The organism is Psychrobacter sp. Pi2-52 (assembly GCF_904846705.1).
Taxonomy (GTDB): Bacteria; Pseudomonadota; Gammaproteobacteria; order Pseudomonadales; family Moraxellaceae; genus Psychrobacter.
The window spans coordinates 87166-109778 of sequence record NZ_CAJHBS010000002.1 but is presented as its reverse complement, the minus strand read 5'-3'; the positions used below and the strand labels follow the sequence as shown (position 1 = coordinate 109778).

Below are 22613 nucleotides of genomic sequence, written 5' to 3'. Positions count from 1 at the left end.
TAATGAATATCAATAATAAATAGCAGATACTAAAACGTCACGGTGGCTTATTCGCAAAAATAAGATATCGTGACGTTTAGGGAAATACAAAAATAGTTGGGCTTAAAAATTTATTCTGAAAAACTATTCAGGTAGTTTCGTTGCTTCTGGTAGCCAATCTGCCATATCGTCTGGCAATGGCGCAGTAATGGTCTTGTAGCCTGGAATATCTAAGCGCCATGCATGTAGACACAGACGATGGACACCTGATTTATCATGGACGTTATATTTGTCATCACCCAAAATGGCATGACCGATATGTGCCAAATGCACACGGATTTGATGAGTGCGACCCGTCAATGGCTTGGCTTCAATTAAGCTGACTGGCTGACTATTAATCATAAAGCGATCATGGACAATGATATCAGTCTGGCTTTCTTTCGCTTGTGGATCTTGGCTATCTACTTTTACTCGGCGCTCACCACTGGCAAGTGTATAACGTAGCAATGGCGCATTGATACGATGCTCATTAAGCGCAGGTTGACCTTTGGCAAGACATAGATAGTGCTTTTGAATGGTCTTGTCTACCAAATGCTGCTGCAATACTTTGAGCGTTGAGCGTTTTTTGGAAATCATCAGTAGCCCTGATGTGTCTTTATCAATGCGATGGATTAGCTCTAGGTATTTTTTACCCGTCACTTCACGCATCGCTTCGATAACCCCAAAGTCCAAGCCGCTACCGCCATGCACAGCGATACCAGAGGGCTTGTTTAGCACTAACAAACCGTCATCTTCATAGACCACACGAGCCAGCAAGCTTTTGGCAAATTCGGTACTAATAATTGGTTTTTCACGCGTTGCTAGCTCTACAGGGGCGATACGTACCACATCTTCACGCTGCACTCTATCGTGTGCTTTACAGCGCTTATTATTGACGCGTATCTCATCTGAGCGAATCATTTTATAGATATGTGATTTTGGCAAACCTTTTAGACGGTTTAACAAAAAGTTATCCAAACGCTGGTCATGTTGATGGCGCGTTACTTCGAGGTAGTTCACCTTACCGAAGTTGCTAATCTCATCGTCAGCGCTTTGTGGGCGTGTTTTGCTATTAAAAATAGCAGGGGCTTCATGGGTAGTAGCGTCGTCAGTCATTTTTGAGTTTGTCATTTTTAGTTAGGTATTTACACAAAGATTTGCTATAGTTTAGCATGTTGAGCGACAATTAAGCAGAGGCGACAGCAATAATCATTGTTGTTACAAATAGTTGACCACCATTTTATTGCTTGTTAGTTTTCCACTACTTGCCAGTAAAGAGGTTGACGCTATTTATCCTGCTGACCTGACACGTTTCATCTGATTTTAGGGCGCGTTATTTATTTAGAGGTATTACTTACCAAATATAGCCCTACAAATTAAAAATACTGTACTGAATGTTATTCGGTACCATAAAATAAATAGTGACACTAAATACCTTCGCGTTAATAACGCTGATAATAAATCAGCTTATTAACCGATTACAACACAACACTGACTCACCAATTGCATGACAACGACCGTAATCGATAACCAATCATTATTTAATGACTATTTATCTGATGGTTCTTTATGCCAGCATAGTTGAGCAAGTATGGGTAGCTTAGCGTTAGGATCGAAAAGTATATCGATAGCTGCCTAAGTATTGGTGGTCAAACAGATGACGATAACAATGTAAATACGATACCACGCTGACAAGCTGGTCCATTACTCTGTTTGCCAAGTACGCCCCGCTGATAACAAAAGCTGCGACACCTAACCTTGAGACACCCAAGATATTATTGACGTTAGACAAAGAACGATAAACAAAGAGTAACCAATTGCTTCGCCTGAACAAACAACCGCTGAATGACGCCACTATATAGTAGCAATCATGACCGCGATATTATTGTTAGACTTTGATGGATGAATGGCAACAGCACCACGCCTTTTTAATATCAGTATTTTTTAGAGATGTAACTGACCCTCGCCCACGCTTACAACGTGCGCTGAAATCACTACCAATAGAACGTACTGAAAATAAGAGCGCTTTGACTCGCTGACCCAATCATATATGTACCAAGTTTACTGATGATAAAGTATAAGTACCATAGCCTTACACCCTATATTACTGATATTAACGTGAGCGCCGCTCATTACTTCAGGTAAAAAAAGAAGCCATTGAAAAAGCCCATGTGCTTTATGAAACCCACGATTTACGTTCTACCGTTAATGAACATCTACACACGCTAATCACAATATTAGCCACACTTGCCACTATGTCCTAAAGACTGTCTTATCGTTGTTATGCGTACTCATAGGATACAAATATGAAACGCATTTTGATCAACGCCACTCAAAACGAAGAGATTCGTGTCGCCTTATGTAAAGGCAATCATCTGTACGATTTCGACCTAGAAAACCGTACTCGCGAGCAAAAAAAATCTAATATCTATAAAGGCCATGTGACCCGTGTCGAGCCATCGCTCGAAGCAGTATTCGTCGAATACGGTTCTCAGCGCCAAGGATTTTTGCCAATTCGTGAAATCTCTGCTGAATACCTAAGCGGCAACCCGCGTGACGAAAACATCAAAAAGCTGATCAAAGAAGGCGACGAGCTAATCGTCCAAGTCGAAAAAGAAGAGCGCGGTAATAAAGGCGCTGCCCTATCGACGTATGTGTCTCTTGCTGGTCGCTATCTAGTATTAATGCCAAACAACCCTCGCGGCGGTGGTATCTCACGTCAAATCTCGGGCAAGCTGCGCGAAGACATGAAACGCATGCTGAGCAACCTTGATTTACCAAAGGGCATGAGTGTTATCATCCGTACTGCTGGTATTGGTAAAACTCAAGAAGATTTGCAGCACGATTTAAATCACTTGCTTAACATTTGGCAAGCCATTCAAGAACAAAACCAAAAATATCCTTCGCCGCGCTTGGTTCACCAAGAAGCGGGCGTTGTCACACGTGCTGTTCGCGATTATTTGCGTGACGATATTGCTGAGATTTGGATTGATAACGAAAATGCTTATATTGAAGCGGCTGGGTTTATTGATGCGGTAATGCCAAAACAAGCTGAAAAGCTACGCAAATATACTGATTATGAGCCGATGTTTTCGCGCTTTAATATCGAAAAGCAAATCGAAACCGCTTATCAACGTGAAGTTCGTCTGCCATCAGGTGGCTCAATCGTTATTGACCAAACAGAAGCACTGGTCTCTATTGATATTAACTCAGCTAAGTCAACCAAAGGTTCAGACGTTGCTGAGACCGCTTACCATACCAACTTAGAAGCAGCTGACGAGATTGCTCGTCAGCTTCGTTTGCGTGATATGGGTGGTTTGATCGTTATTGATTTTATTGACATGAATGACAGCAAGCACCAAAAAGAAGTAGAAAAACGCCTAATCGACGCGACCAAATATGACCGTGCGCGCGTTCAGTTTGGTGATATCTCTAAATTTGGTCTAATGGAAATGAGCCGTCAGCGTCTACGTCCTTCGTTAGAAGAGTCAACAGGCTATATCTGCCCACGTTGTCACGGCAACGGTATGATTCGTGACTTGCGTTCATTGTCGCTATCTATCATGCGTCAAATTGAGCAAATCGCTCTTAAAGAACGCCAAGGTGAAGTACAAGCAGAAGTCCCAACAGACATCGCAGCATTCTTATTAAATGAAAAGCGCGATAGCTTGGTTTACCTTGAGCAAGACAGTGGCACGCGTATCACTATTTTGCCACACGCGCATTTAGAATCACCAAATTTCAAGCTTCATTTCAACCGTGATGGCTTTGCACCATCGAGCTATGAACGTATCACTGACACTCAGCAGCAAGAGCACAGTGACCTTGGCTACAACGTTGACTGGCAGACTGCTGAAAAAGAGCGTCCTGAACAACAGCCTACTCGTCAGCCTCGTAAAAATACAGATGATAAGCAGAACCGCTCAAACACTCAGCCGAATGCAGCCACGCAAGCACAGAACGATACGGTAAATCATAGCAATGATCGTCGTAATCATAAAAACACCAACGACATGTCGCTTGCACATGCACCGCAAGCTAATAAAACTGCTAGTGTTGCCGCTCCAGTAGCGCCGCAGACACAGAGTGTCGAAGCTACTGCTCAACCAAAAGCCGTTGCGTGGTTATCAAACCTATTTGCTCAAGCACCGCAAGCCACTACGACGCCTAGTGTCAGTAGTCGAGATGCCGCTGAAGCAATCGAAGCGCTAGTAAACACTGGCGCGCAAAGCTTAGGCTCGTTTGGTCAAATTGATAGCAATGCATTGAATAGTGCCGCTGCAACTGGCGAGCAGCCAACTCAACAAAGCAACAGTCAGAAAAACGACGGCCAACAGTCAGATAACAACGCTAATCGTCAACAGGCGCGTCGCAATGACAGCGATACTGACGACAGCAGCAATGAAGACAGAAGAAGACGCAAGCCGCGTAAGTCTAGATCTTCTAAGCCGCGTCAAAGAAAAGAGACAGCTGACGAGAATACTGGCAACGTAAACAGTAGCTCAGAAAATACTAGCTCAAACAATGCTGATGACAAATCGTCTGATACTCAAGACCAAAGACAGCAAGACAAGCGTCAGAACGATAACAGACGCACGAACGATCGCAATCGTAATAACCGCCAAGATAGCAGTCAACAGAACAGCAATCGTAACGCAAGCGAGCGCAGTGATGCTGATAACGAAAACAGCTCTAAAGCAGATGAGCAAACTCGGACTAAGCGTAAATCGCATAGCCAACGCGGCTCACGCGGTAAGCTAGAGCGCGGTGAGACACTAACGGCTGACAGCGTTAAGCAGGGCAAACAGCAGAACGCTAGAAACAACGATGCTGCCAGTAGCAAAAATCAACATAGTGCACGTCGCAATCAGGACCCTAACGAGGTCGTGCTACAGGTCAATGAAGCGCCAACTGAGCTAAAAGCGCCTGAAGTGGTTCATCTATCTTTAGATGATAGCAAAGCTACACAGGCTAAAAATCAGCCTAGTGAGAAACAAAGCGCAACAAATAACGTAGCAAAAGATGAGCGTTCAAACGAAACCGCTGCTCAAAAACCTACTGATAAGCATAGTAGCAATGAGCAGAACACTGATAAGCAAAACACCAGTGCTTCGAATGCTGTTAAGAAAAATGATAACGCAAAAAGTACGGTGGAAACCCATGCTAATCAGGTAAATGACGATAAGCGTGAATCTACCGAACAAGCTAAGGTTCAAAACGATGCTCCTAAGCATGAGCAGGCTGCTGAAGAAAATAAAGCACCTGTGACGGCGGAATTACAGTCGCCTTCTACGAGTAACACCGAAAGTAAAGCAGAAGCTCTAACGTCAGTAACTACTGACGTAGAAGAAGCTAAAGAAACTCAGGCTCCAAAACAGCAGGAAACCAAGACTGCTGAAAATGTGAGTAAGAGTGATGAAGCTCAAAATACTCAGGCTGATAGTAATAGTGCAAGCACAAGTAGTGTGAGTAACTCAGCACTTGAGCTAACCCATGAAGCACTATTTGGCGCACGTTACGTGACTGCTGAGAAATTTGGTCAAGCGAGTAACGATCCACGTGTAGTACTTGCTAAGCAAGCCGCTCAAGCGGACAAGCCAGCTGCTACTAATGTGTCAGCAATACGTGGTACGGTTGGTGAGTTTATTCGTACCACGCTACCAGAAGCTCAAACGCGCTTAGCAGAAGAAGGTATTATCAACTGCTTTATCGCGACTATTGCGTTGCATAATGAGCAATCTCAGAATGCTAATAATAGTTCTGATGCTGCTAGCCAGAGCTTTGACTTTAGCAACTATGGCTATCAACCATTGGCTGCCGACTACCTCGCACGCTTTGAAGTGATGACCAAAGCTGTCAGTCAATTCGCAGCGGCACAAGGTAAGACAGACGTTGAACCACGTGCTATCACTAAGCGCGCTAGCAATGATCCACGCGGACAGCACCCTGATTATCAGGAACCCGCTGTATTGAGCATACCTGCTGAACAAGCTACCGTCGAGCAAACCGATAGCGAAGTCGATGCGCATGACGTTGAAGCAACTGCCCTCGCCAATCAGACACAGACAGAAAACGTCAGTGCTGATAGTGAGCAATTGCTAGAAGTCGAGCGTGCTCAGTCAGAAGCTAAGGATGCAGAAGTCGAAACTCCTGTAGAACAAACTGTCAATGAGGTAGAAGATGCTGCAGAAAACATAGCTGCAGAGACTGAACAGACGATTGAATCGGTAGTAGTAGAAGCTACTAAAGAGGCTAGCAAAGAAGACAGTCAAGCAGCTAAGTCTAAGACGACCATAGCCAGCTATAAAAACATGATCGAAAATGTGGCTGAGCAATTGCTGCCACAGACCGGTATGTTTAATCTGACTACGCCAAAAGTACCAAAGGCGCGCAGTCGTAAGCCTAAGACGGAGCATAAGAAGCCGACGCAGGCTGAAAAGCTCGCATCTGATGATACAGATAGCGATAGCTAGTTACATAAGCTCAAATGTAAAAGCCCCAAAGCTATTCGTAGCTTTGGGGCTTTTTATTCTAATACAGTCAAACTTACTTGCTAATTCAAACGAGAGACAATAAAAAGCAAATAAGCTTAATGTGCAGAAGACGCTGTGTCATCTTTACCACGCATTTTGCCAATAGTAGTAACAATAGCTACCACAATAGCGCCAACAATCAGTCCGACCAATCCATTTAACAATGACGCGGTTAACCCTTCAAATACCCCAGTAAGATGGGCAATGTCTTCTACACTGTGATGCAAAAAGCCGATACCGTGAACGATAATACCGCCGCCCACCAAGAACATCGCAATCGTGCCCGCTATAGATAAAAACTTCATAAGCTTTGGCGCAGCCGCAAGCATAAACTCGCCAAACTTGCGCTTACTATCACCTGCTTGTGAGTTTTCAATCAAATGCAGACCCGCATCATCGATCTTTACGATGCCTGCAACTAAGCCGTAAATACCGACGGTCACGACAGCAGCCACTATCGAAAGTACGATGCCTTTTTGGACAATATCGCCACCAGCTGCTGTAATTGCGCCTAAAGAGATAACAATAATCTCAGCTGATAAGATAAAGTCTGTACGTATGGCACCTTTGATTTTATCCTTTTCAAACGCGACCAAATCTACCGACTCATCTGCGTTGGCTTTTAAACGAGCATTTTGCTCTTCATCATGAGGCAACAACTTTGGCCAAAACTTGTGAATGACCTTCTCAGCCCCTTCATAACTCAGGTATAACCCTCCGATCATCAATAGCGGAGTAATTAACCACGGTATAAAATAACTGATCAATAGTGCCGCTGGTACTAAAATCACTTTGTTTACGGCAGAGCCTTTGGCAACTGCCCAAATGACGGGGAGCTCACGATTTGGCTTAACCCCTGTGACCTGCTCGGCATTGAGTGCTAAATCATCACCAACTAAGCCCGCGGTTTTTTTGGCAGCGACTTTGGTCATGACGCTCACATCATCCATTAAGACGCTGATGTCATCGAGTAAGGTTAATAAACTGGCACCTGCCATGTGTGCTCCTTAAAGCAAATTTGTTAAAGTAAGTCGTTCTCAAATAGTTTATACACGCATTTTATATAGATTTTTATAGAAACAATGCGATTAGTCCTAGATTACAAGTTCAAGCAACTATGTTACATAGCACAAATGTATCTTATTTTTTGAATTTATGTTGATAGCCATTCTTCAAAGTTGGCTCTACTGTTACTTCTTGGCTGCCTTCCCTTTGCTATTATTTGGCGTAAATATGGTAATATGAAGGCTGTTATTACCTATCTTTTATTATCAATAAGTTATAAAAACTTCTTCAATGTTAGACCTTTAAAACACTGCCAAGACACATTACTATATAGAAAAGTTTATAGCGTTTTTATAACGAACTCATGATTAGGCGCGACGCCTATAGGAAACCCGTATGCCGTTCCCCACTATCAAGAATACCACCTTGCGTAATCCTCTTTCTCGTACCGTTCTATCTCGTTTTATGATGAGTGCGCTGTTAGTTGGTATCGCTGCTGGCTGCTCAAACAATGCCGCTGATGCAACCAGCAATACCAGTGTTGTAAACGCTGCACAGACAAATGCCACTGCTACTAAGCCTTCAGCTGGTAATGATGCAACCGTGGTGAAAGCGTTACAGGCAAACCTAAAAAGCTCTGGTATCGAGGAAACTATCGTTTCAGCTGTACCGACAGATATGGATGGTATTTATTGGGTGACCGCTGAAGGTCTACCTTCTTTCTTTACTGATAAAGCTGGCAAGCATATTATTCAAGGTCAGATCATCGCTGTGGGTGATGCCGCTCCAGTTGATATCAGTGCTGCCCTAGTTGCTACGACAGCACAAGAAGCGCTAAAAGCAGTCGATAAAAAAGACATGGTGATTTATCCAGCAAAAGGCGAAACCAAGGCCGTTATTTATGCCTTTACCGACGCAGACTGTGGCTACTGTCGCAAACTACATTCAGAAATGGATGATATCAATGCGCGCGGTATCGAGGTTCGTTATCTGGCATGGCCACGCAGTCAAGAGTCTGTACCAAAGATGGAAGCGATCTGGTGTAGTCAGGATCGCAAAGCTGCAATGGATCAAGCAAAAATCGGTGCCAATGTACAAGCCCCTAGCTGTGCCAACCCTGTACAAGAACATATGGCTCTAGGCTCAAGACTTGGTGTGCGCGGTACGCCTGCGGTATTTACCGAAACAGGACAACAAGTAGGTGGCTACTTGCCTGCAGCAGAATTGGCACAAGCAGTAGGCGCTAACTAATCATTTGAGTTATCAGTATTAGTCACTCATATTAGAGCGACTAATATGAGTAACCAAGCATAAATAACATATACATATGCCAAACAAGATTGAAGCTACCGCTTTTTTATAATCGTCAGCTGATATAACCTTGATGATGTTGTCTTTATAATCTTAGCCTTTATGACATGAACCTTCAGAACATTGGCTTTTATGAGATTGTATAGACGTCACAATGCCTTGTCGGTATGATACGATAAAGCGCGATGCAAAATGAGCAACACCCTTTTTATTTGAGCTTTTTTTATTCAACTATGATGAAGTAGATAGGCAGGCAGTACTAGACAATGCGCACAGACATTCTGTTTGATGTCGCAGACTCATTTGACACTGTCACCGCTTATACTGACTTCATTGTATTTAACCTCTTGAGGATACTGTGAGTAATTCCATCAAACTAGCGATACTTGGTCTGGGCACCGTCGGAACGGGCGTGATCAATCTGATCAATGACAATTTAAATGAGCTAAAACGCCGTAGCGGACGCGACATTATTATTACCGAAGTCGGTACGCGTCGTCAGCGTGATGATATTGATACCAATATCATGCAAAACAGCGATCTGATGGCAATTGCCGCAAGCGATAACGTCGATATTGTTATCGAAGTGATTGGTGGTACCACCTTAGCCAAAGACGTCATTATGCAGGCCATTAAAAACGGCAAGCATGTGGTTACGGCAAACAAGGCTCTACTCGCTGAACACGGTAATGAGATTTTTGCTTTCGCTGAAGAAAACAATGTGCATGTTGCTTATGAAGCAGCGGTAGCAGGCGGTATTCCCATTATCAAGGTAATGCGTGAAGCACTTGCTGCTAACAAAATCGACTGGCTCGCGGGTATCATTAATGGTACTGGTAACTTTATCATGACCGAAATGCGTGATAAGGGTCGTCCTTTTGCTGACGTATTGAGCGAAGCGCAAGAGCTAGGTTATGCAGAAGCAGATCCTACTTTCGATGTTGAAGGTATTGATGCCGCTCATAAATTGGCGCTACTCGCCTCTATCGCTTTTGGTATTCCGCTACAGTTTGATAAAGTCTACTGTGAAGGCATCACTGGCATTACTCTACAAGACGTGAACTATGCCGAAGAGCTTGGCTACCGTATCAAGCATTTAGGGTTTGCCGTACGCCGCGATAGCGAAAACGATGGTGACGCAGGGGTTGAGCTACGCGTACATCCAACACTTATTCCACAAGATGCGCTATTGGCTAACGTCAATGGTGTGAAAAACGCAGTACTGGTCAACTCACATCCACTTGGTCAGACGCTCTATTGCGGCGATGGTGCTGGTGCTGGTGCAACCGCTTCTGCAGTGATGGCCGACGTCATGGATTTGGTTCGTGTACTGGGTAGCAAAGACCGCGACGATCAGAGCAACACTGGACATCATGTCCCGCATTTAGCATTTATCCCTGACCAGCTATCAGACACGCCTATATTGCGTGCCGATCAGATGGTAACTGGATACTATTTGCGTGTGCATGCCTATGATAGCCCAGGTGTATTGGCAGATATCACACGCATCCTAAGTGATGCTGGTATCAACATCGATGCAATCCTGCAAAAGCCAGCACATAAAGTAGGTCAAGTGCCGGTGATTATTCTGACGCTACCTGTGGTCGAGAGTCAGATGAATCTTGCTATCGAAAAAATTGAAAAGTTAGAGACCATTACTGATAAAGTAGTACGCATACGATTAGATGAGCTAGCATAAACCACATACTGAAGAAGACAGATGCTTATAATATAAGCAAAAGCTAGCCAATCGGCATCTGATTTCTTGGTAGATACTTAATCAAAACACACAACAAGGAATAATAACGATGTCAAATGATGCAATTGTAATTCTAAACGGCGCACGTACACCAATGGGCGGCTTCCAAGGCGCCCTAAAAGATATGAGTGCTACCGAGCTGGGCGCCGCCGCTATCAAAGCTGCTGTCGAACGCTCAGGTGTTAGCGCTGACAGTGTTGATGAAGTCATTATGGGTTGTATCTTAACGGCAGGTCTAGGTCAAGGCCCTGCTCGTCAAGCCATGCGTAAAGCAGGTCTACCGGATGCGACTGGTGCTGTCACGATCAATAAGCTTTGTGGTTCAGGCCTAAAAGCCGTCATGCAAGCACACGAGGGTATCAAAGCGGGCAGCTTCAACGTCGCTGTTGCGGGTGGCATGGAGTCAATGACGAATGCACCGTATATCATGCCAGGTTCACGTGGCGGCTATCGTATGGGTCATAAAGAAGTCAAAGATCATATGTTCTTAGATGGTCTAGAAGATGCCGATACTGGTAAGCTTATGGGTATGTTTGCTCAAGAAATGGCTGATGAAAAAGGCTATACACGCGAGCAAATGGATGAGTTTGCTATTGAGTCATTAAACCGTGCGCTGACTGCTATCAAAGACAACCACTTTAAAGATGAGATCGAGCCTGTTACGTTTGCAACGCGCAAAGGCGAGCAAACTGTTGATACCGATGAGCAACCTGCCCTTGCTAATGCTGATCGTATCCCTACTTTGCGCCCAGCATTTGCTAAAGACGGTACGATTACTGCCGCAAACGCTAGCTCAATCTCAGACGGTGCTGCAGCTGTTGTCGTTATGAAAGAGTCTCAAGCGAAAGCCGAAGGACTTGATTATCAAGCTCGCATTGTTGCTACTGCCTCAAACTCACGTCACCCAAGCGAATTTACTATTGCGCCAATCGGTGCCATCGAAAAAGTATTAGCAGGTGCTGGCTGGTCAGTAGATGATGTAGATCTGTGGGAAATTAACGAAGCCTTTGCGATGGTTACTATGGCTGCGATGGACGAGTTAAAACTTGACCATGCTAAAGTAAATATCGAAGGCGGTGCATGTGCCCTTGGTCATCCAGTAGGTTGTTCAGGTGCTCGTATTCTAATTACACTTATCAACTCTCTAAAACGTACTGGCGGCAAAAAAGGTATCGCAACGCTATGTATTGGTGGTGGTGAAGCGGTAGCCGTTGCTATTGAACTTGCTTAAATAAAGCAGGTCTAACTGACTTAAAGTAAGTTAGCTAAATAATATTTTGATAGACATTCGTTATCGGGAAACCGCATTGCTAATGGTAATGCGGTTTTTTTGTGTCTGCTTTCTTTCGATGAATGTTGAATATTACTCTGTGTAAAGTCTCGTTAACTTCTACCCCCTACTATGTTATGCCACTTACAGCCTATTACACGCAATTACTGCAAGTGCACATTTTGCTACCTTGCTCATATATCTCATCAAAAATCACGGTGCTAGGATAGCTACAAGTTGATAGGGAAGCTATTCACTTGGTTTACCGTTAACTGTAATAGATATGGTTTTACTAAAAACTAATAACAACACCAACCATTACATTATAAAAAATAAACTCGCAAAAAAGGAATATAACAATGAGTCAACTAATTCGTTTAAAAGATATTCAAGCTACTCATCAAGACTTAATTGGTGATGACTATTATGACCCAACGCACAAAACTGCTTACGGTATCAATGAAGAAAAAATCGGTAAAATCGAAGGTGCCTTAGTAGAAGACACTACTGGTCGTATTCGTTACTTAATCGTAGATGCAGGCGGCTGGTTTAGTTCAAAAGAAGTACTGGTACCAGCAGGTTTAGCCCGTATCGTTGGTGATGATGTCTTCTTTGATAGCTTGACCAAAACACAAGTAGAAGCCATGGAAGTATACGATCACGATTACCAGTACAGCTATAAAGAGCAGTACGAAAGAGATCGTCAAGCATTTACTGCTGATACACTCCCTGTAGAAGATCGCGTTGATATTGCAGATCACTCTTACGACGCACCAAATACGCTAGAGCTATTAGAAGAGCGTCTGACAGTCAACAAAGACCGTATCGTTGCTGGGTTAGTAAAAGTAGGTAAGCATGTTGTCACTGAAGAACGTAATGTCGATGTAGATCTAGAAGAAGAGCATGCCAATATCCAACGTACTAGTGTAGATCGTCCAACCGACCGTCGCATTGGTGACCTCGATGCTACCGAAACAGTTGAAGTCGAACTGCAAGCTGAACGTGCTCGTGTTAGCAAAGAGACCTATGTTTCTGAAGAAGTAAATGTCGGTAAGACGACCGACCATCACACTGAGACTTTGATTGAGACCATTCAACGCGAAGAGCTAGATGTTGATGGCGACGGCAACGTGGTTGACCGTGAAGGCAACTTAGTAGACCGTGATGGTATCACAGCAGAAGATGTACGCCATGCTCGTGGCATGTAATATGCTAATACGTCATAGTTTAATAATGTAAGTTTCCTATATCGTCATTAAACTATGATAGTAACAAGTAGCTAAGCTCATCTGTTTAGCCATTAAGATCAGAGCATGTCTCTGGTCTTTTTTGTATTCATAACATGAGTGAATGGTTTATAGTATTCAATGTAGCTACTTAATATATGTGGTTAATTAACATATATGTTTTAAATTATTAGAAATTCATCATTTTATAATTATAAAGGAATAACAATGACTACTGAAAATGGAAACAGCCTTTACCAAGATAACTTGGACAAAGAACAAAATATCTCAACGAAGCAAGCAAATAATACCGTCAATGTTGGACACTTAGAGCTATTAGAAGAACGCCCTGTGATTAACAAAGAACGCTTGGATGTGGGTAAAGTAACCGTCACCAAGCATTCACGTACTAAAACTGTCGAAGTGCCAATCGAGTTGGTAGAAGAATACATCACCATTCGTACTGAGTACCATGACGCAGAGAGCCAAGATTTACTCTCTGGTAACTACGATGAAAAAGACATATTGCGCCACGTCGAGCCTTCTTTGGATAGCAAAGCCGTAGTGACCATTAATGGTAAGCAAATAGAGATTGGCGATGCACCGATTGATATTGTGCTATCTCGCCAAGTGGCTACTATTACCAAAGACACCTACGCTATTCAAGATATCGAAATTAACAAAAGCACCCATGTGCATACTGATAGCATTCAAGTAGAGCTCAAGCATGAAGAGTTAGATGTGACTGAAGAAGGTCTGTTGGCTCATGGTTCTGATACAACTCCGTTAAAATAAGCGTTGATAGTTTAACCACTACGAACTTGTATGATTGATAGAGATTATGTCACAACATAAAAAAGCAACGCTATCTTAGCGTTGCTTTTTTGATGCCTATCACTTACTCAGTATTGAAGACCAACTATGAGGCTTCATTACACTCGAATGTATTAACATTTGACTCATCTGCACCCGCAGTACGCATGACGCCAGTTTTACGAGCTTCATGCCCTACACGCCACTGTGTGAATCCTTGACCACCATCAATTGCGGTCGCCACTTCAAACACTTCAGGATTACTACCTTCATTGGTTTGGTTCAACGTTACTGTACCCATATCGGTTGCGACAACAACTTGATTGGCATCTTCTTTATAAGTCGCCTCAACTTTCAATTCAGGTGTACATAGATATGACATTTGCATCACACCGCTGTTTACTGAAGCAGTGGTATCACCTTCTACTTCGTTAAGTGAAGCGTCTTCGGTATCGACGACGACATCACTAGGTTCAGCAGGCTCCGCTGACATTGGAACAGACTCTTCTGTATTAGCACCGTCTTCCATGCCCGACTCTGGCTCTGACTGTTGCTGACAAGCACTGACCGTCAAGGCACCAGCCAACAAACCTGATAAAACTACTGAGCTGCGTACTTTTTTTAAGAATTCTACACTCATGACACTCTCCCAAATAAATATGTTAAACACTATAGCGTGTCCATAAATTCACGCCTATGCTGAATTTGTAAGTAATCAATACAAAGTGTTTGTTGGTCTTAGTCTAGCAAGTTTTAAGTTTGCATGAGTTATCTAACAGATATAAAAAAGCCCCTATCTACTTAAGATAAGGGCTTTTCAGATGAAGGCTTGCTTTAACAGCCTTTCAATACATAGCTATTAAATTATTATGACTAACGACTAGATTTTACCATGACACTGCTTGTACTTAAGACCTGAGCCACAAGGACACGCTGCATTACGACTGATATTCATGCCTGCATATGGGTTTGGTTCATTAGCATTACTACCGTTACCTGCGATAGCAGCACCAACGCCAGCTGCCGCAGCACCGCTGTTTAGATTGCGGCTTTGTGGTTGCGGCTGAGCAGCTGAACCACTCGCATTGCTATCCAAGTTATCTATATCGTCATGCTCAAACTGCATTTGCATATGGGCAGCGTTCTCACGTTGCTGAATTTCTAATGCTTCTAGTTCTTCCTTGGTTGGGATATGAACACGTGATAAGTCTTGTACAGTCTCAGACTTAATCGCACCAAGCATCATTTGGAACAATTCAAACGACTCACGCTTATATTCCTGCTCAGGGTTTTTCTGTGCATAACCACGTAAATGAATCCCTTTACGTAGCTGATCCATCTGAGTTAAATGCTCTTTCCAATGCTTATCTAGACTCTGTAGCATGAAATGACGCTCAAGCTGAGCGGCGTCTTTTTCACCCATCTGCTCACGGCGACTGTGATAACGATCTATCGCTGTTTGAACGATTTTCTCACGCAGACCTTCTTCATCTAGACGACGATCCTCATCTAGCCAATCGTTAATCGGCATCGAGATTTTGAACTCGTCTTCTAACTCGTCCTCTAAGCCGTCAATATTCCACTGATCATCAATAGAGCCAGGTGGAATAAACTGATTGATCATCGCGTTATACACTTCATGATGCATCACTTCGATGGCTTCTAATAAGTCCATTTCTGCTAATAAATCATCACGCTGACCATAGATAACTTTACGCTGCTCATTGGCAACATCATCGTATTTCAATAGATTTTTACGGGCATCAAAATCGCGACTCTCAACTTTACCTTGCGCGTTTTCGATCGATTTAGAGACCATTTTATGTTCGATGGCTTCATCTTCTTTGAGGCCCATCGCACGCATCATATTGACCACGCGATCGCCTGCGAAGATACGCATAAGATCATCTTCGAGCGATAGGAAAAAGCGTGACATACCAGGATCACCCTGACGACCAGCACGACCACGTAACTGGTTATCGATACGACGTGACTCATGGCGCTCAGAGCCAATGATATGCAAACCACCAGCTGCTACGACTTGGTCATGTTTGACTTGCCATTGAGATTTTAGACGCTGCATCTCCTCTGGACTCACCGCATCGATATCTTCAATAAACGACTGCCAGTTACCACCAAGGATAATATCCGTACCACGGCCTGCCATGTTGGTGGCGATCGTGACTGACTTTGGACTACCTGCCTGTGCAATAATTTCTGCTTCACGCTCATGCTGCTTGGCGTTTAGAACGTTATGCTTAACACCTTCTTGGTCAAGCAAGTAAGACAACTCTTCACTGGCCTCAATCGTCGCTGTACCAACCAGTACAGGCGCGCCCTTGGCTTGAATTTCTTTAATTTCGCGAATGATGCCTTTGTATTTGCCTAACTTGGTTAAGAAAATCTGGTCATCCATATCGATACGAGCAATCGGCTCATGCGTTGGAATGACAATGACATCTAGATCGTAAGTAGATTTGAACTCGGCAGCTTCGGTATCAGCGGTACCTGTCATACCAGATAATTTGTCATATAGACGGAAATAGTTCTGGAATGTCGTGGTTGCAAGCGTTTGGTTTTCTGCTTGAATCTCAACGTTTTCTTTCGCCTCGACTGCTTGATGCAAGCCTTCTGACCAGCGACGACCAGGCATGGTACGGCCAGTATTTTCATCAACGATGACCACTTCGCCTTCATCGACGATATAGTGAACGTTTTTGACAAATACGTGATGCGCACGGATGGCCGCTTGAACGTGAGCCAGAAGTGGCAGACGACTTGGGCTATATAAGCTTTCGTTTTCACCCAGCTCACCGACTTCGATTAAGAAGCGCTCGATTTTCTCGTAGCCTTTTTCGCTGATCTCAATCTGGCGGTTCTTTTCATCAATCCAAAAGTCTTCTTCTTCGTTATTCTTATTTGCTTCTTCGTCTTTTGAACGAATCAGCACAGGAATAATCGTATTAATCAGCGCATACATGCGTGATGAATCTTCAGCTTGACCCGAAATAATAAGCGGCGTACGAGCCTCATCAATCAAGATCGAATCAATTTCATCGATAATACAAAAGTTTAGCGGGCGCTGTTTTTTCTCAGCAAGACTAAAGACCATGTTATCGCGCAGATAATCGAAGCCGTACTCGTTATTGGTACCATAGGTAATGTCGGCTTGATAAGCTTCGATTTTTTCTTGTGGTGGCTGCTGTGAGTAAATCACGCCAACAGTCATACCCAAAAAACCAAACAACGGACGGTTTAGCTCAGCATCACGCGCAGCCAAATAATCGTTGACCGTGACTAGATGAACCCCTTTACCACTGATCGCATTTAAGTACATGGCCAAGGTTCCCATTAGGGTTTTGCCTTCACCAGTTTTCATCTCAGCGATTTTACCTTCGTGCAAGGTGATACCGCCGATCAGCTGCACGTCATAGTGACGCATGCCGTTGACACGCAATGATGCTTCGCGGCAGACAGCAAAGGCTTCTGGCAATAATGCATCTAAGCTTTCGCCTTTTTGATGTCTGGCTTTAAATTCTTCAGTTTTTTGTTGTAGTTGCTCATCAGACAGGGCTTGTATTTCAGCCTCTCGTGCGTTGATCTTGCTGACCACTTTACGCATGCGTTTTAATTCGCGGTCATTTTTGGTGCCAACCACACTGCCTATAATCTTTGATAACATAATTTTTTGACCTATGGAATATTCGATAATTAGTGCGCATTAGCCAAAGCTTAGCTCTCTGCCTTGTCATCACCCGACTAAGTACTACCTAATTTAGTATCGCCCAATTAAGTGTGCCGTCATTATATATGGTTATGACGCTGATGGATACAAGGGCAACGAGTAGATATTTGCCACAGTAAAAACCTAGTAGGACGTGTTAAAATAGCGAATACCTTGTTAAATTTCTTAGCTTTTTCAGCAACTTTATTATTTTCCACATTTTGATTTTTATACGCTTGCTATCGCTACGTCTTGGCTCAAAGTTTGTCGTGGAGCCCTTTATCTACAAGTGACTGGCTTATTGATAAAGCCAAAACTCAAAGCTATCTATCAAGCTCGTATATAAGACAAATCACCCTTTAGCACCCCTATCATAAAATACTCATTACCACTCATTAAAGCACTATAAGAGACTCTGCATGACCGTAAAGCCATCTGTACAAAATCAGTCGTCAACTCCTACTTCATCAGAAAAACCCTTATCAAAACAAGAAAACTCTGACTGCTTAAGTATAGGCGATGCCGTCTATAACCTAGCAGACCATACGCCGATGATGGTGCAATATCTAACCATGAAAGCCAACTATCCACAAGCATTGCTCTTGTACCGGATGGGTGACTTCTATGAGCTGTTCTTTGATGATGCTAAGCGTGCGGCACAGATATTGGATATCACATTGACGCGCCGTGGTACGGATAAAGCAGGTAACACGATAGCCATGGCGGGCGTGCCCTTCCATGCAGCCGATAGCTATATGGCACGCTTGATCGCTGCTGGTCAGACAGTAGTCGTATGCGAACAAATTGACGAATCGACAACTGGCAGTGGCAGTGCTAGCAATAAGTCCAATGTCCCTGCGATGGGCGACAAGCAAAAGAAAGACAAAAATAAATCTGCTGCTGGTAGCATCATGCGCCGCGAAGTGGTCAAAACACTTACAGCTGGGACCATCACCGATGACGCATTGATTGCACCTAATCATACGCCGACTGTGGTTGCCATCGATATAGCGACTATGAAAACGCAAGACCATAGCCAGACTTTACAAGCAGCCGTTAGCCAGATGGATTTGGCTGCAGGTACACTGACTACCCAGACATTAATAGCAGATAAAAACGATATAGATGGTCTGCAAACTCAAATGCTTACTGTATTAGCACGTTTTGCGCCTAGTGAATGTATCATTAGTGAAGCGCTTATTGATAGCGTTGGCGACAGCATTGGAAGCAATGATACAGAGTGGCTACTGTGGTTACGACAAAATATGGACTGCCCTATTATAGAAGTCGCTGCCAATGATTTTCATCGTGAGCATGCCAGTGACACGCTTTGTCAGCAGTTCGAAGTCCAGCGTCTCGATGGGTTGGGCATTCATGAGGCTCCACTTGCACAAACCAGTTGTGCTGCGCTTATCCACTATGCGCGTCAAACTCAGCAACGCCACGTGCCTCAAGTCAACCAACTCATTGTTGAGTACAGCGATGACTATTTGATTATCGATGCCAATAGCCAGCAAAATCTCGAGCTATTTACCCCTGTTAGTAGCAACGGCACTTCTTTAATATCTGTGCTGAATCATTGTCAGACTCCGATGGGCAAGCGTTTACTCGTGCAGCAAATGAAACGTCCACTGCGTCAGCATTCACGTATCAATATGCGTCTAGATGCGATAACTTACTTGCTAAGCCCAGAGAGTGACTCAATTGAATCAAACCGAGATGTAAAAGATAGCTTACTGGTTACACGTTTACGAGAAACGCTGAATACTATTGGCGATATTGAACGAATCAGTAGTCGAATCGGGCTAATGAGTGCCAAACCTCGTGACTTACGTAAGCTTGCCGATGGTATCGCTAGCAGCGCACAGCTGACTACTCTATTGACAACATCGGGTATCAGCCATGAAGACGCTGGTCTATTGCCGATGTTGATGCAGCAATTGCCCGCTCAACTGCCAGCCGTTCAAGCGGTGGCTGAGTTAATCGAGCGCGCTATTGTCATTGAGCCACCTGCACATATCCGTGATGGTGGTATGTTGGCAGCGGGCTATGATGACGAGTTCGACCGCCTCACTCATCTCCATGACAATATTCAAGTGACATTGGACGAAATGGTAGAGCGAGCCCGTCAGGACAACCAACTACCTAGTCTAAAAGTAGGGTTTAATAAAGTCAGTGGCTTTTACTTTGAATTGCCCAAGATGCAAGCAAAAAATGCCCCTGCCCACTTGATTCGTCGGCAAACGCTCAAGAGTAGTGAGCGCTTTATCACTGATGAGCTAAAGGAAGTCGAGACAGAATATCTAAGTGCCCAGTCCTTAGCGTTGGCTCGTGAAAAGCAGCTGTATCAAGAGCTGCTAAATCAATTGAACCAACATTTGGCTGAACTACAACAGTTTAGCGCGGCTATCGCCCAAATCGATGTCCTGAGTAATTGGGCGCAGCTTGCGACGATTTATCATTGGCAACGCCCAGTTATGGGAGGAGCTTCAGAAAACCAAAATAAATCTATAGTCAAAAATCAGACCCATATTAATATCCGCCAAGGTCGTCATATCGTGGTCGAAGCGGCCTTAAATCAAGCGAACGCGAACAATCGGAACGGTAATTCATTAAGTACAAACCATTTTGTCGCCAATGACTGCGTGCTGGGTAGTGCCAATGCTGATGAAGGACATCCTGAAAGATTACTCTTAATTACTGGCCCTAATATGGGTGGTAAGTCTACCTATATGCGTCAAACGGCGCTGATTGTTTTGCTTGCTCATTGCGGGAGTTTTGTACCCGCAGAGCATGCACATATTGGTGACATAGATCGGATATTTACCCGTATAGGCTCCGCGGATGATTTAGCTGGTGGCAAATCTACCTTTATGGTTGAGATGATTGAGACGGCCAATATTTTAAACCAAGCAACGAACAAATCACTGGTATTAATGGACGAGGTCGGACGCGGCACCGCTACCACTGATGGTTTGGCAATCGCTCACGCCTGTGTCAACCGTCTAGTTGATATTGGCTGCCTGACATTATTTGCCACTCATTATTTTGAGCTGACGCAATTGGGACAGACAAGTGACGAGATTCGTAATGTCCACGTCGCCGCCAGTGAAATTGATGGTCAGTTACTTCTCCTTCATCAGATCAAAGATGGCGCTGCAAGCTCTAGCTTTGGACTACATGTCGCGAAGATGGCAGGTATTCCCACTCAGGTCTTGGATGATGCCAAGCGCTATTTGATAAATCACTTACATCTAGATGGCCTAAAAGCGAATAATCAAGAAATCATTGATGATAAAAATGACTTAGCTAAGTCAGTAACGGATAAACAGTGGGAATCTAACAATGATGTTGTTCTAGAACCACAAAGTAGTTACGCTATACAATCACCAAATATAGCGGGTAATCTAAAGCAAAATCAGTTGTTTAGCATAGAAGACGAGCTGAGCATGATTGATCCTGATAGCCTGACCCCCAAGCAAGCGCATGATTTGATCTATCATTTGAAGAAAATCATTAGTCATTAAAGGGAATTGTCAAATCGTAGTAAAGGCGCTAAAATACGCTTTATTTTCGACTATTCTATTTAGCCAAAAGCCAAATCAATAACAGGTAGACATTACTATGACCTTTGTCGTTACAGATAACTGCATTCTTTGCAAATACACCGACTGTGTAGAAGTCTGTCCTGTGGACTGCTTTTATGAAGGCCCAAACTTCCTTGTCATCGATCCTGATGAGTGTATCGATTGCGCACTATGCGAGCCTGAATGTCCGGCCAATGCGATCTTCTCAGAAGATGAGGTGCCGAAAGACCAAGAGATGTTTACTCAGCTAAACGAAGAGCTAGCGCAAAAATGGCCGAACATCACTGAGATGAAAGGTCAAATGCCAGAAGCTGAAAAGTGGGATGGTGTGGAAGGTAAGATTCAGTATTTAGAGAAATGATAACTTCTCTAAAACGGCTCAGTACATTTATATTGAATCGTGAAAAAAACACCTAATGGCAATAAGCGATTAGGTGGTTTTTTTATGAATACTGACAAACTTGCTAACACCTATTTTTCAGTAAAATGTACAGCACACTTTAGAGCTCTCATAATTTCTTTTACAACTTTCCAGTTTCTTAGCCTGATACCATAGACCATCATTGAACCTATCGCTAATAAATAAGGTTTGTTTCGAACAAAAATATTTTCACCAAACTTGAAGTGAATATAAAAAAGATTGCGAAACATGTAGAATGCTTTCCACGAATTTATAGCACTCTGCTGATCAAAAGGGAGCTGTCTAATTAGCTTAGCATCTCTAACTGCTTTAATAGAGTAGCCAGCTCTTCTTGCTCGTAAAGCATAATCCACATCATCATAAAATATAAAATACTTGGCTTCAGGATATCCTATGATATCAATGACCTCACGTTTAATCATAAAACCCTCAAAGGCCACGTTATCCACCTCTATAGTCGCTGGCATATCATTTCTATTTTTATACTTATCACATATTGCCTGTCTTTTAGGATTCAAATAAAAAGGGTTAGATAAGTTGTACTCTATGGCTGCTCTTTCGACCAGCTGCCCATCTTTATACTCTCGTACTGCAATCATACAAGGTTGATCCACTGCCATCAGCTGCTCTATACAATGAGAATCAGCAAATACATCATCATCCATGATAAATATCCACTCATAACCCAACTGGTGAGCCTGTTTTATACCCGTATGAAACCCACCTGCTCCCCCAGTATTTATCTCATTATGAATGACTGTAAGCGGTAAACTTCCTGTGTAACTATCTAAAAAATCTGCGGTTACTGCATCGGTCGAAGCATTATTAACGACTATCAGATTATCAATCGCGTACGTCTGTTTTTCTAATTTTTGCAAACATCGCGTCAAAAGCTGCAAACGATTATACGTCACAATGACTACTGCTAGATTCTTTTCGGTCATGT

Annotated in this window: 13 protein-coding genes; 8 read left to right on the top strand and 5 right to left on the bottom strand. The window is 43.4% G+C overall.

Translation table 11 applies throughout. The annotated features are described in order from the left end of the window. Positions 1-123: 123 nt before the first annotated feature. A complete protein-coding gene (locus JMY00_RS01695) occupies positions 124-1134 on the bottom strand; it encodes an RluA family pseudouridine synthase (protein ID WP_201578888.1) in 1011 nt (336 codons plus the stop codon). Positions 1135-2324: 1190 nt separating this feature from the next. Here JMY00_RS01695 and JMY00_RS01690 point away from each other — a divergent pair. Then, complete coding sequence (locus JMY00_RS01690) at positions 2325-6491, top strand: Rne/Rng family ribonuclease (RefSeq protein ID WP_201578887.1); 4167 nt, start codon at positions 2325-2327, stop codon at positions 6489-6491. A 116-nt stretch (positions 6492-6607) separates the two neighbouring features. Here the strand turns inward: JMY00_RS01690 and JMY00_RS01685 are convergent, their stop codons facing one another. After that, positions 6608-7549, bottom strand: coding sequence for a DUF808 domain-containing protein (locus JMY00_RS01685; RefSeq protein WP_102090795.1), 942 nt, complete (start codon positions 7547-7549; stop codon positions 6608-6610). A 403-nt stretch (positions 7550-7952) separates the two neighbouring features. Between JMY00_RS01685 and JMY00_RS01680 the strand changes: the two genes are divergently transcribed. The 5 genes from JMY00_RS01680 to JMY00_RS01660 all read left to right on the top strand — a co-directional run bounded on the left by JMY00_RS01680 (position 7953) and on the right by JMY00_RS01660 (position 13917). Next, entirely contained in the window at positions 7953-8807 is an 855-nt protein-coding gene (locus tag JMY00_RS01680; protein ID WP_201578886.1) for a DsbC family protein, read from the top strand. A gap of 418 nt (positions 8808-9225) precedes the next feature. Beyond that, the gene (locus JMY00_RS01675) at positions 9226-10566 is read left to right on the top strand and encodes a homoserine dehydrogenase (RefSeq protein WP_101205523.1); all 1341 of its coding nucleotides are present in this window, start codon (positions 9226-9228) and stop codon (positions 10564-10566) included. A 109-nt stretch (positions 10567-10675) separates the two neighbouring features. Next, on the top strand, positions 10676-11857 hold the full coding sequence (locus JMY00_RS01670; RefSeq protein ID WP_201578885.1) for a thiolase family protein: 1182 nt from the start codon (positions 10676-10678) through the stop codon (positions 11855-11857). A 398-nt stretch (positions 11858-12255) separates the two neighbouring features. Next, complete coding sequence (locus JMY00_RS01665) at positions 12256-13104, top strand: PRC and DUF2382 domain-containing protein (RefSeq protein WP_201578884.1); 849 nt, start codon at positions 12256-12258, stop codon at positions 13102-13104. Between the two features lie 246 nt (positions 13105-13350). Beyond that, positions 13351-13917: a DUF2382 domain-containing protein gene (locus JMY00_RS01660; RefSeq protein WP_201578883.1), complete on the top strand. Its 567-nt coding sequence runs from the start codon at positions 13351-13353 to the stop codon at positions 13915-13917. Positions 13918-14041: 124 nt separating this feature from the next. On the opposite strand, the gene JMY00_RS01655 is transcribed toward JMY00_RS01660, so the two are convergent. Together JMY00_RS01655 and secA are read right to left on the bottom strand one after the other, a co-directional pair. Next, on the bottom strand, positions 14042-14575 hold the full coding sequence (locus tag JMY00_RS01655; RefSeq protein ID WP_201578882.1) for a hypothetical protein: 534 nt from the start codon (positions 14573-14575) through the stop codon (positions 14042-14044). Positions 14576-14815: 240 nt separating this feature from the next. Beyond that, positions 14816-17617 carry a preprotein translocase subunit SecA gene (gene secA, locus JMY00_RS01650; protein ID WP_201578881.1) on the bottom strand — a complete coding sequence of 934 codons (2802 nt, stop codon included), beginning with the start codon at positions 17615-17617 and terminating at the stop codon, positions 14816-14818. Positions 17618-18078: 461 nt separating this feature from the next. Here secA and mutS point away from each other — a divergent pair, with 461 nt between their 5' ends. Next, positions 18079-21186: a DNA mismatch repair protein MutS gene (gene mutS, locus JMY00_RS01645; protein ID WP_201578880.1), complete on the top strand. Its 3108-nt coding sequence runs from the start codon at positions 18079-18081 to the stop codon at positions 21184-21186. A gap of 97 nt (positions 21187-21283) precedes the next feature. Continuing rightward, positions 21284-21607: a ferredoxin FdxA gene (gene fdxA / locus JMY00_RS01640; RefSeq protein ID WP_010195798.1), complete on the top strand. Its 324-nt coding sequence runs from the start codon at positions 21284-21286 to the stop codon at positions 21605-21607. A gap of 110 nt (positions 21608-21717) precedes the next feature. Here fdxA and JMY00_RS01635 read toward each other — a convergent pair whose 3' ends face one another. Next, positions 21718-22611 carry a glycosyltransferase family 2 protein gene (locus tag JMY00_RS01635; RefSeq protein ID WP_201578879.1) on the bottom strand — a complete coding sequence of 298 codons (894 nt, stop codon included), beginning with the start codon at positions 22609-22611 and terminating at the stop codon, positions 21718-21720. Between the last annotated feature and the right edge of the window lie 2 nt (positions 22612-22613).

Bases quoted from the DNA above. Each gene is read 5' to 3' on its own strand.
- JMY00_RS01660 (WP_201578883.1), top strand. From the start codon at position 13,351: ATGACTACTGAAAATGGAAACAGCCTTTACCAAGATAACTTGGACAAA.
- JMY00_RS01635 (WP_201578879.1), bottom strand. From the start codon at position 22,611: ATGACCGAAAAGAATCTAGCAGTAGTCATTGTGACGTATAATCGTTTG.
- secA (WP_201578881.1), bottom strand. From the start codon at position 17,617: ATGTTATCAAAGATTATAGGCAGTGTGGTTGGCACCAAAAATGACCGC.
- JMY00_RS01670 (WP_201578885.1), top strand. From the start codon at position 10,676: ATGTCAAATGATGCAATTGTAATTCTAAACGGCGCACGTACACCAATG.
- mutS (WP_201578880.1), top strand. From the start codon at position 18,079: ATGACCGTAAAGCCATCTGTACAAAATCAGTCGTCAACTCCTACTTCA.
- JMY00_RS01695 (WP_201578888.1), bottom strand. From the start codon at position 1,134: ATGACTGACGACGCTACTACCCATGAAGCCCCTGCTATTTTTAATAGC.
- JMY00_RS01655 (WP_201578882.1), bottom strand. From the start codon at position 14,575: ATGAGTGTAGAATTCTTAAAAAAAGTACGCAGCTCAGTAGTTTTATCA.
- fdxA (WP_010195798.1), top strand. From the start codon at position 21,284: ATGACCTTTGTCGTTACAGATAACTGCATTCTTTGCAAATACACCGAC.
- JMY00_RS01665 (WP_201578884.1), top strand. From the start codon at position 12,256: ATGAGTCAACTAATTCGTTTAAAAGATATTCAAGCTACTCATCAAGAC.
- JMY00_RS01690 (WP_201578887.1), top strand. From the start codon at position 2,325: ATGAAACGCATTTTGATCAACGCCACTCAAAACGAAGAGATTCGTGTC.
- JMY00_RS01685 (WP_102090795.1), bottom strand. From the start codon at position 7,549: ATGGCAGGTGCCAGTTTATTAACCTTACTCGATGACATCAGCGTCTTA.
- JMY00_RS01680 (WP_201578886.1), top strand. From the start codon at position 7,953: ATGCCGTTCCCCACTATCAAGAATACCACCTTGCGTAATCCTCTTTCT.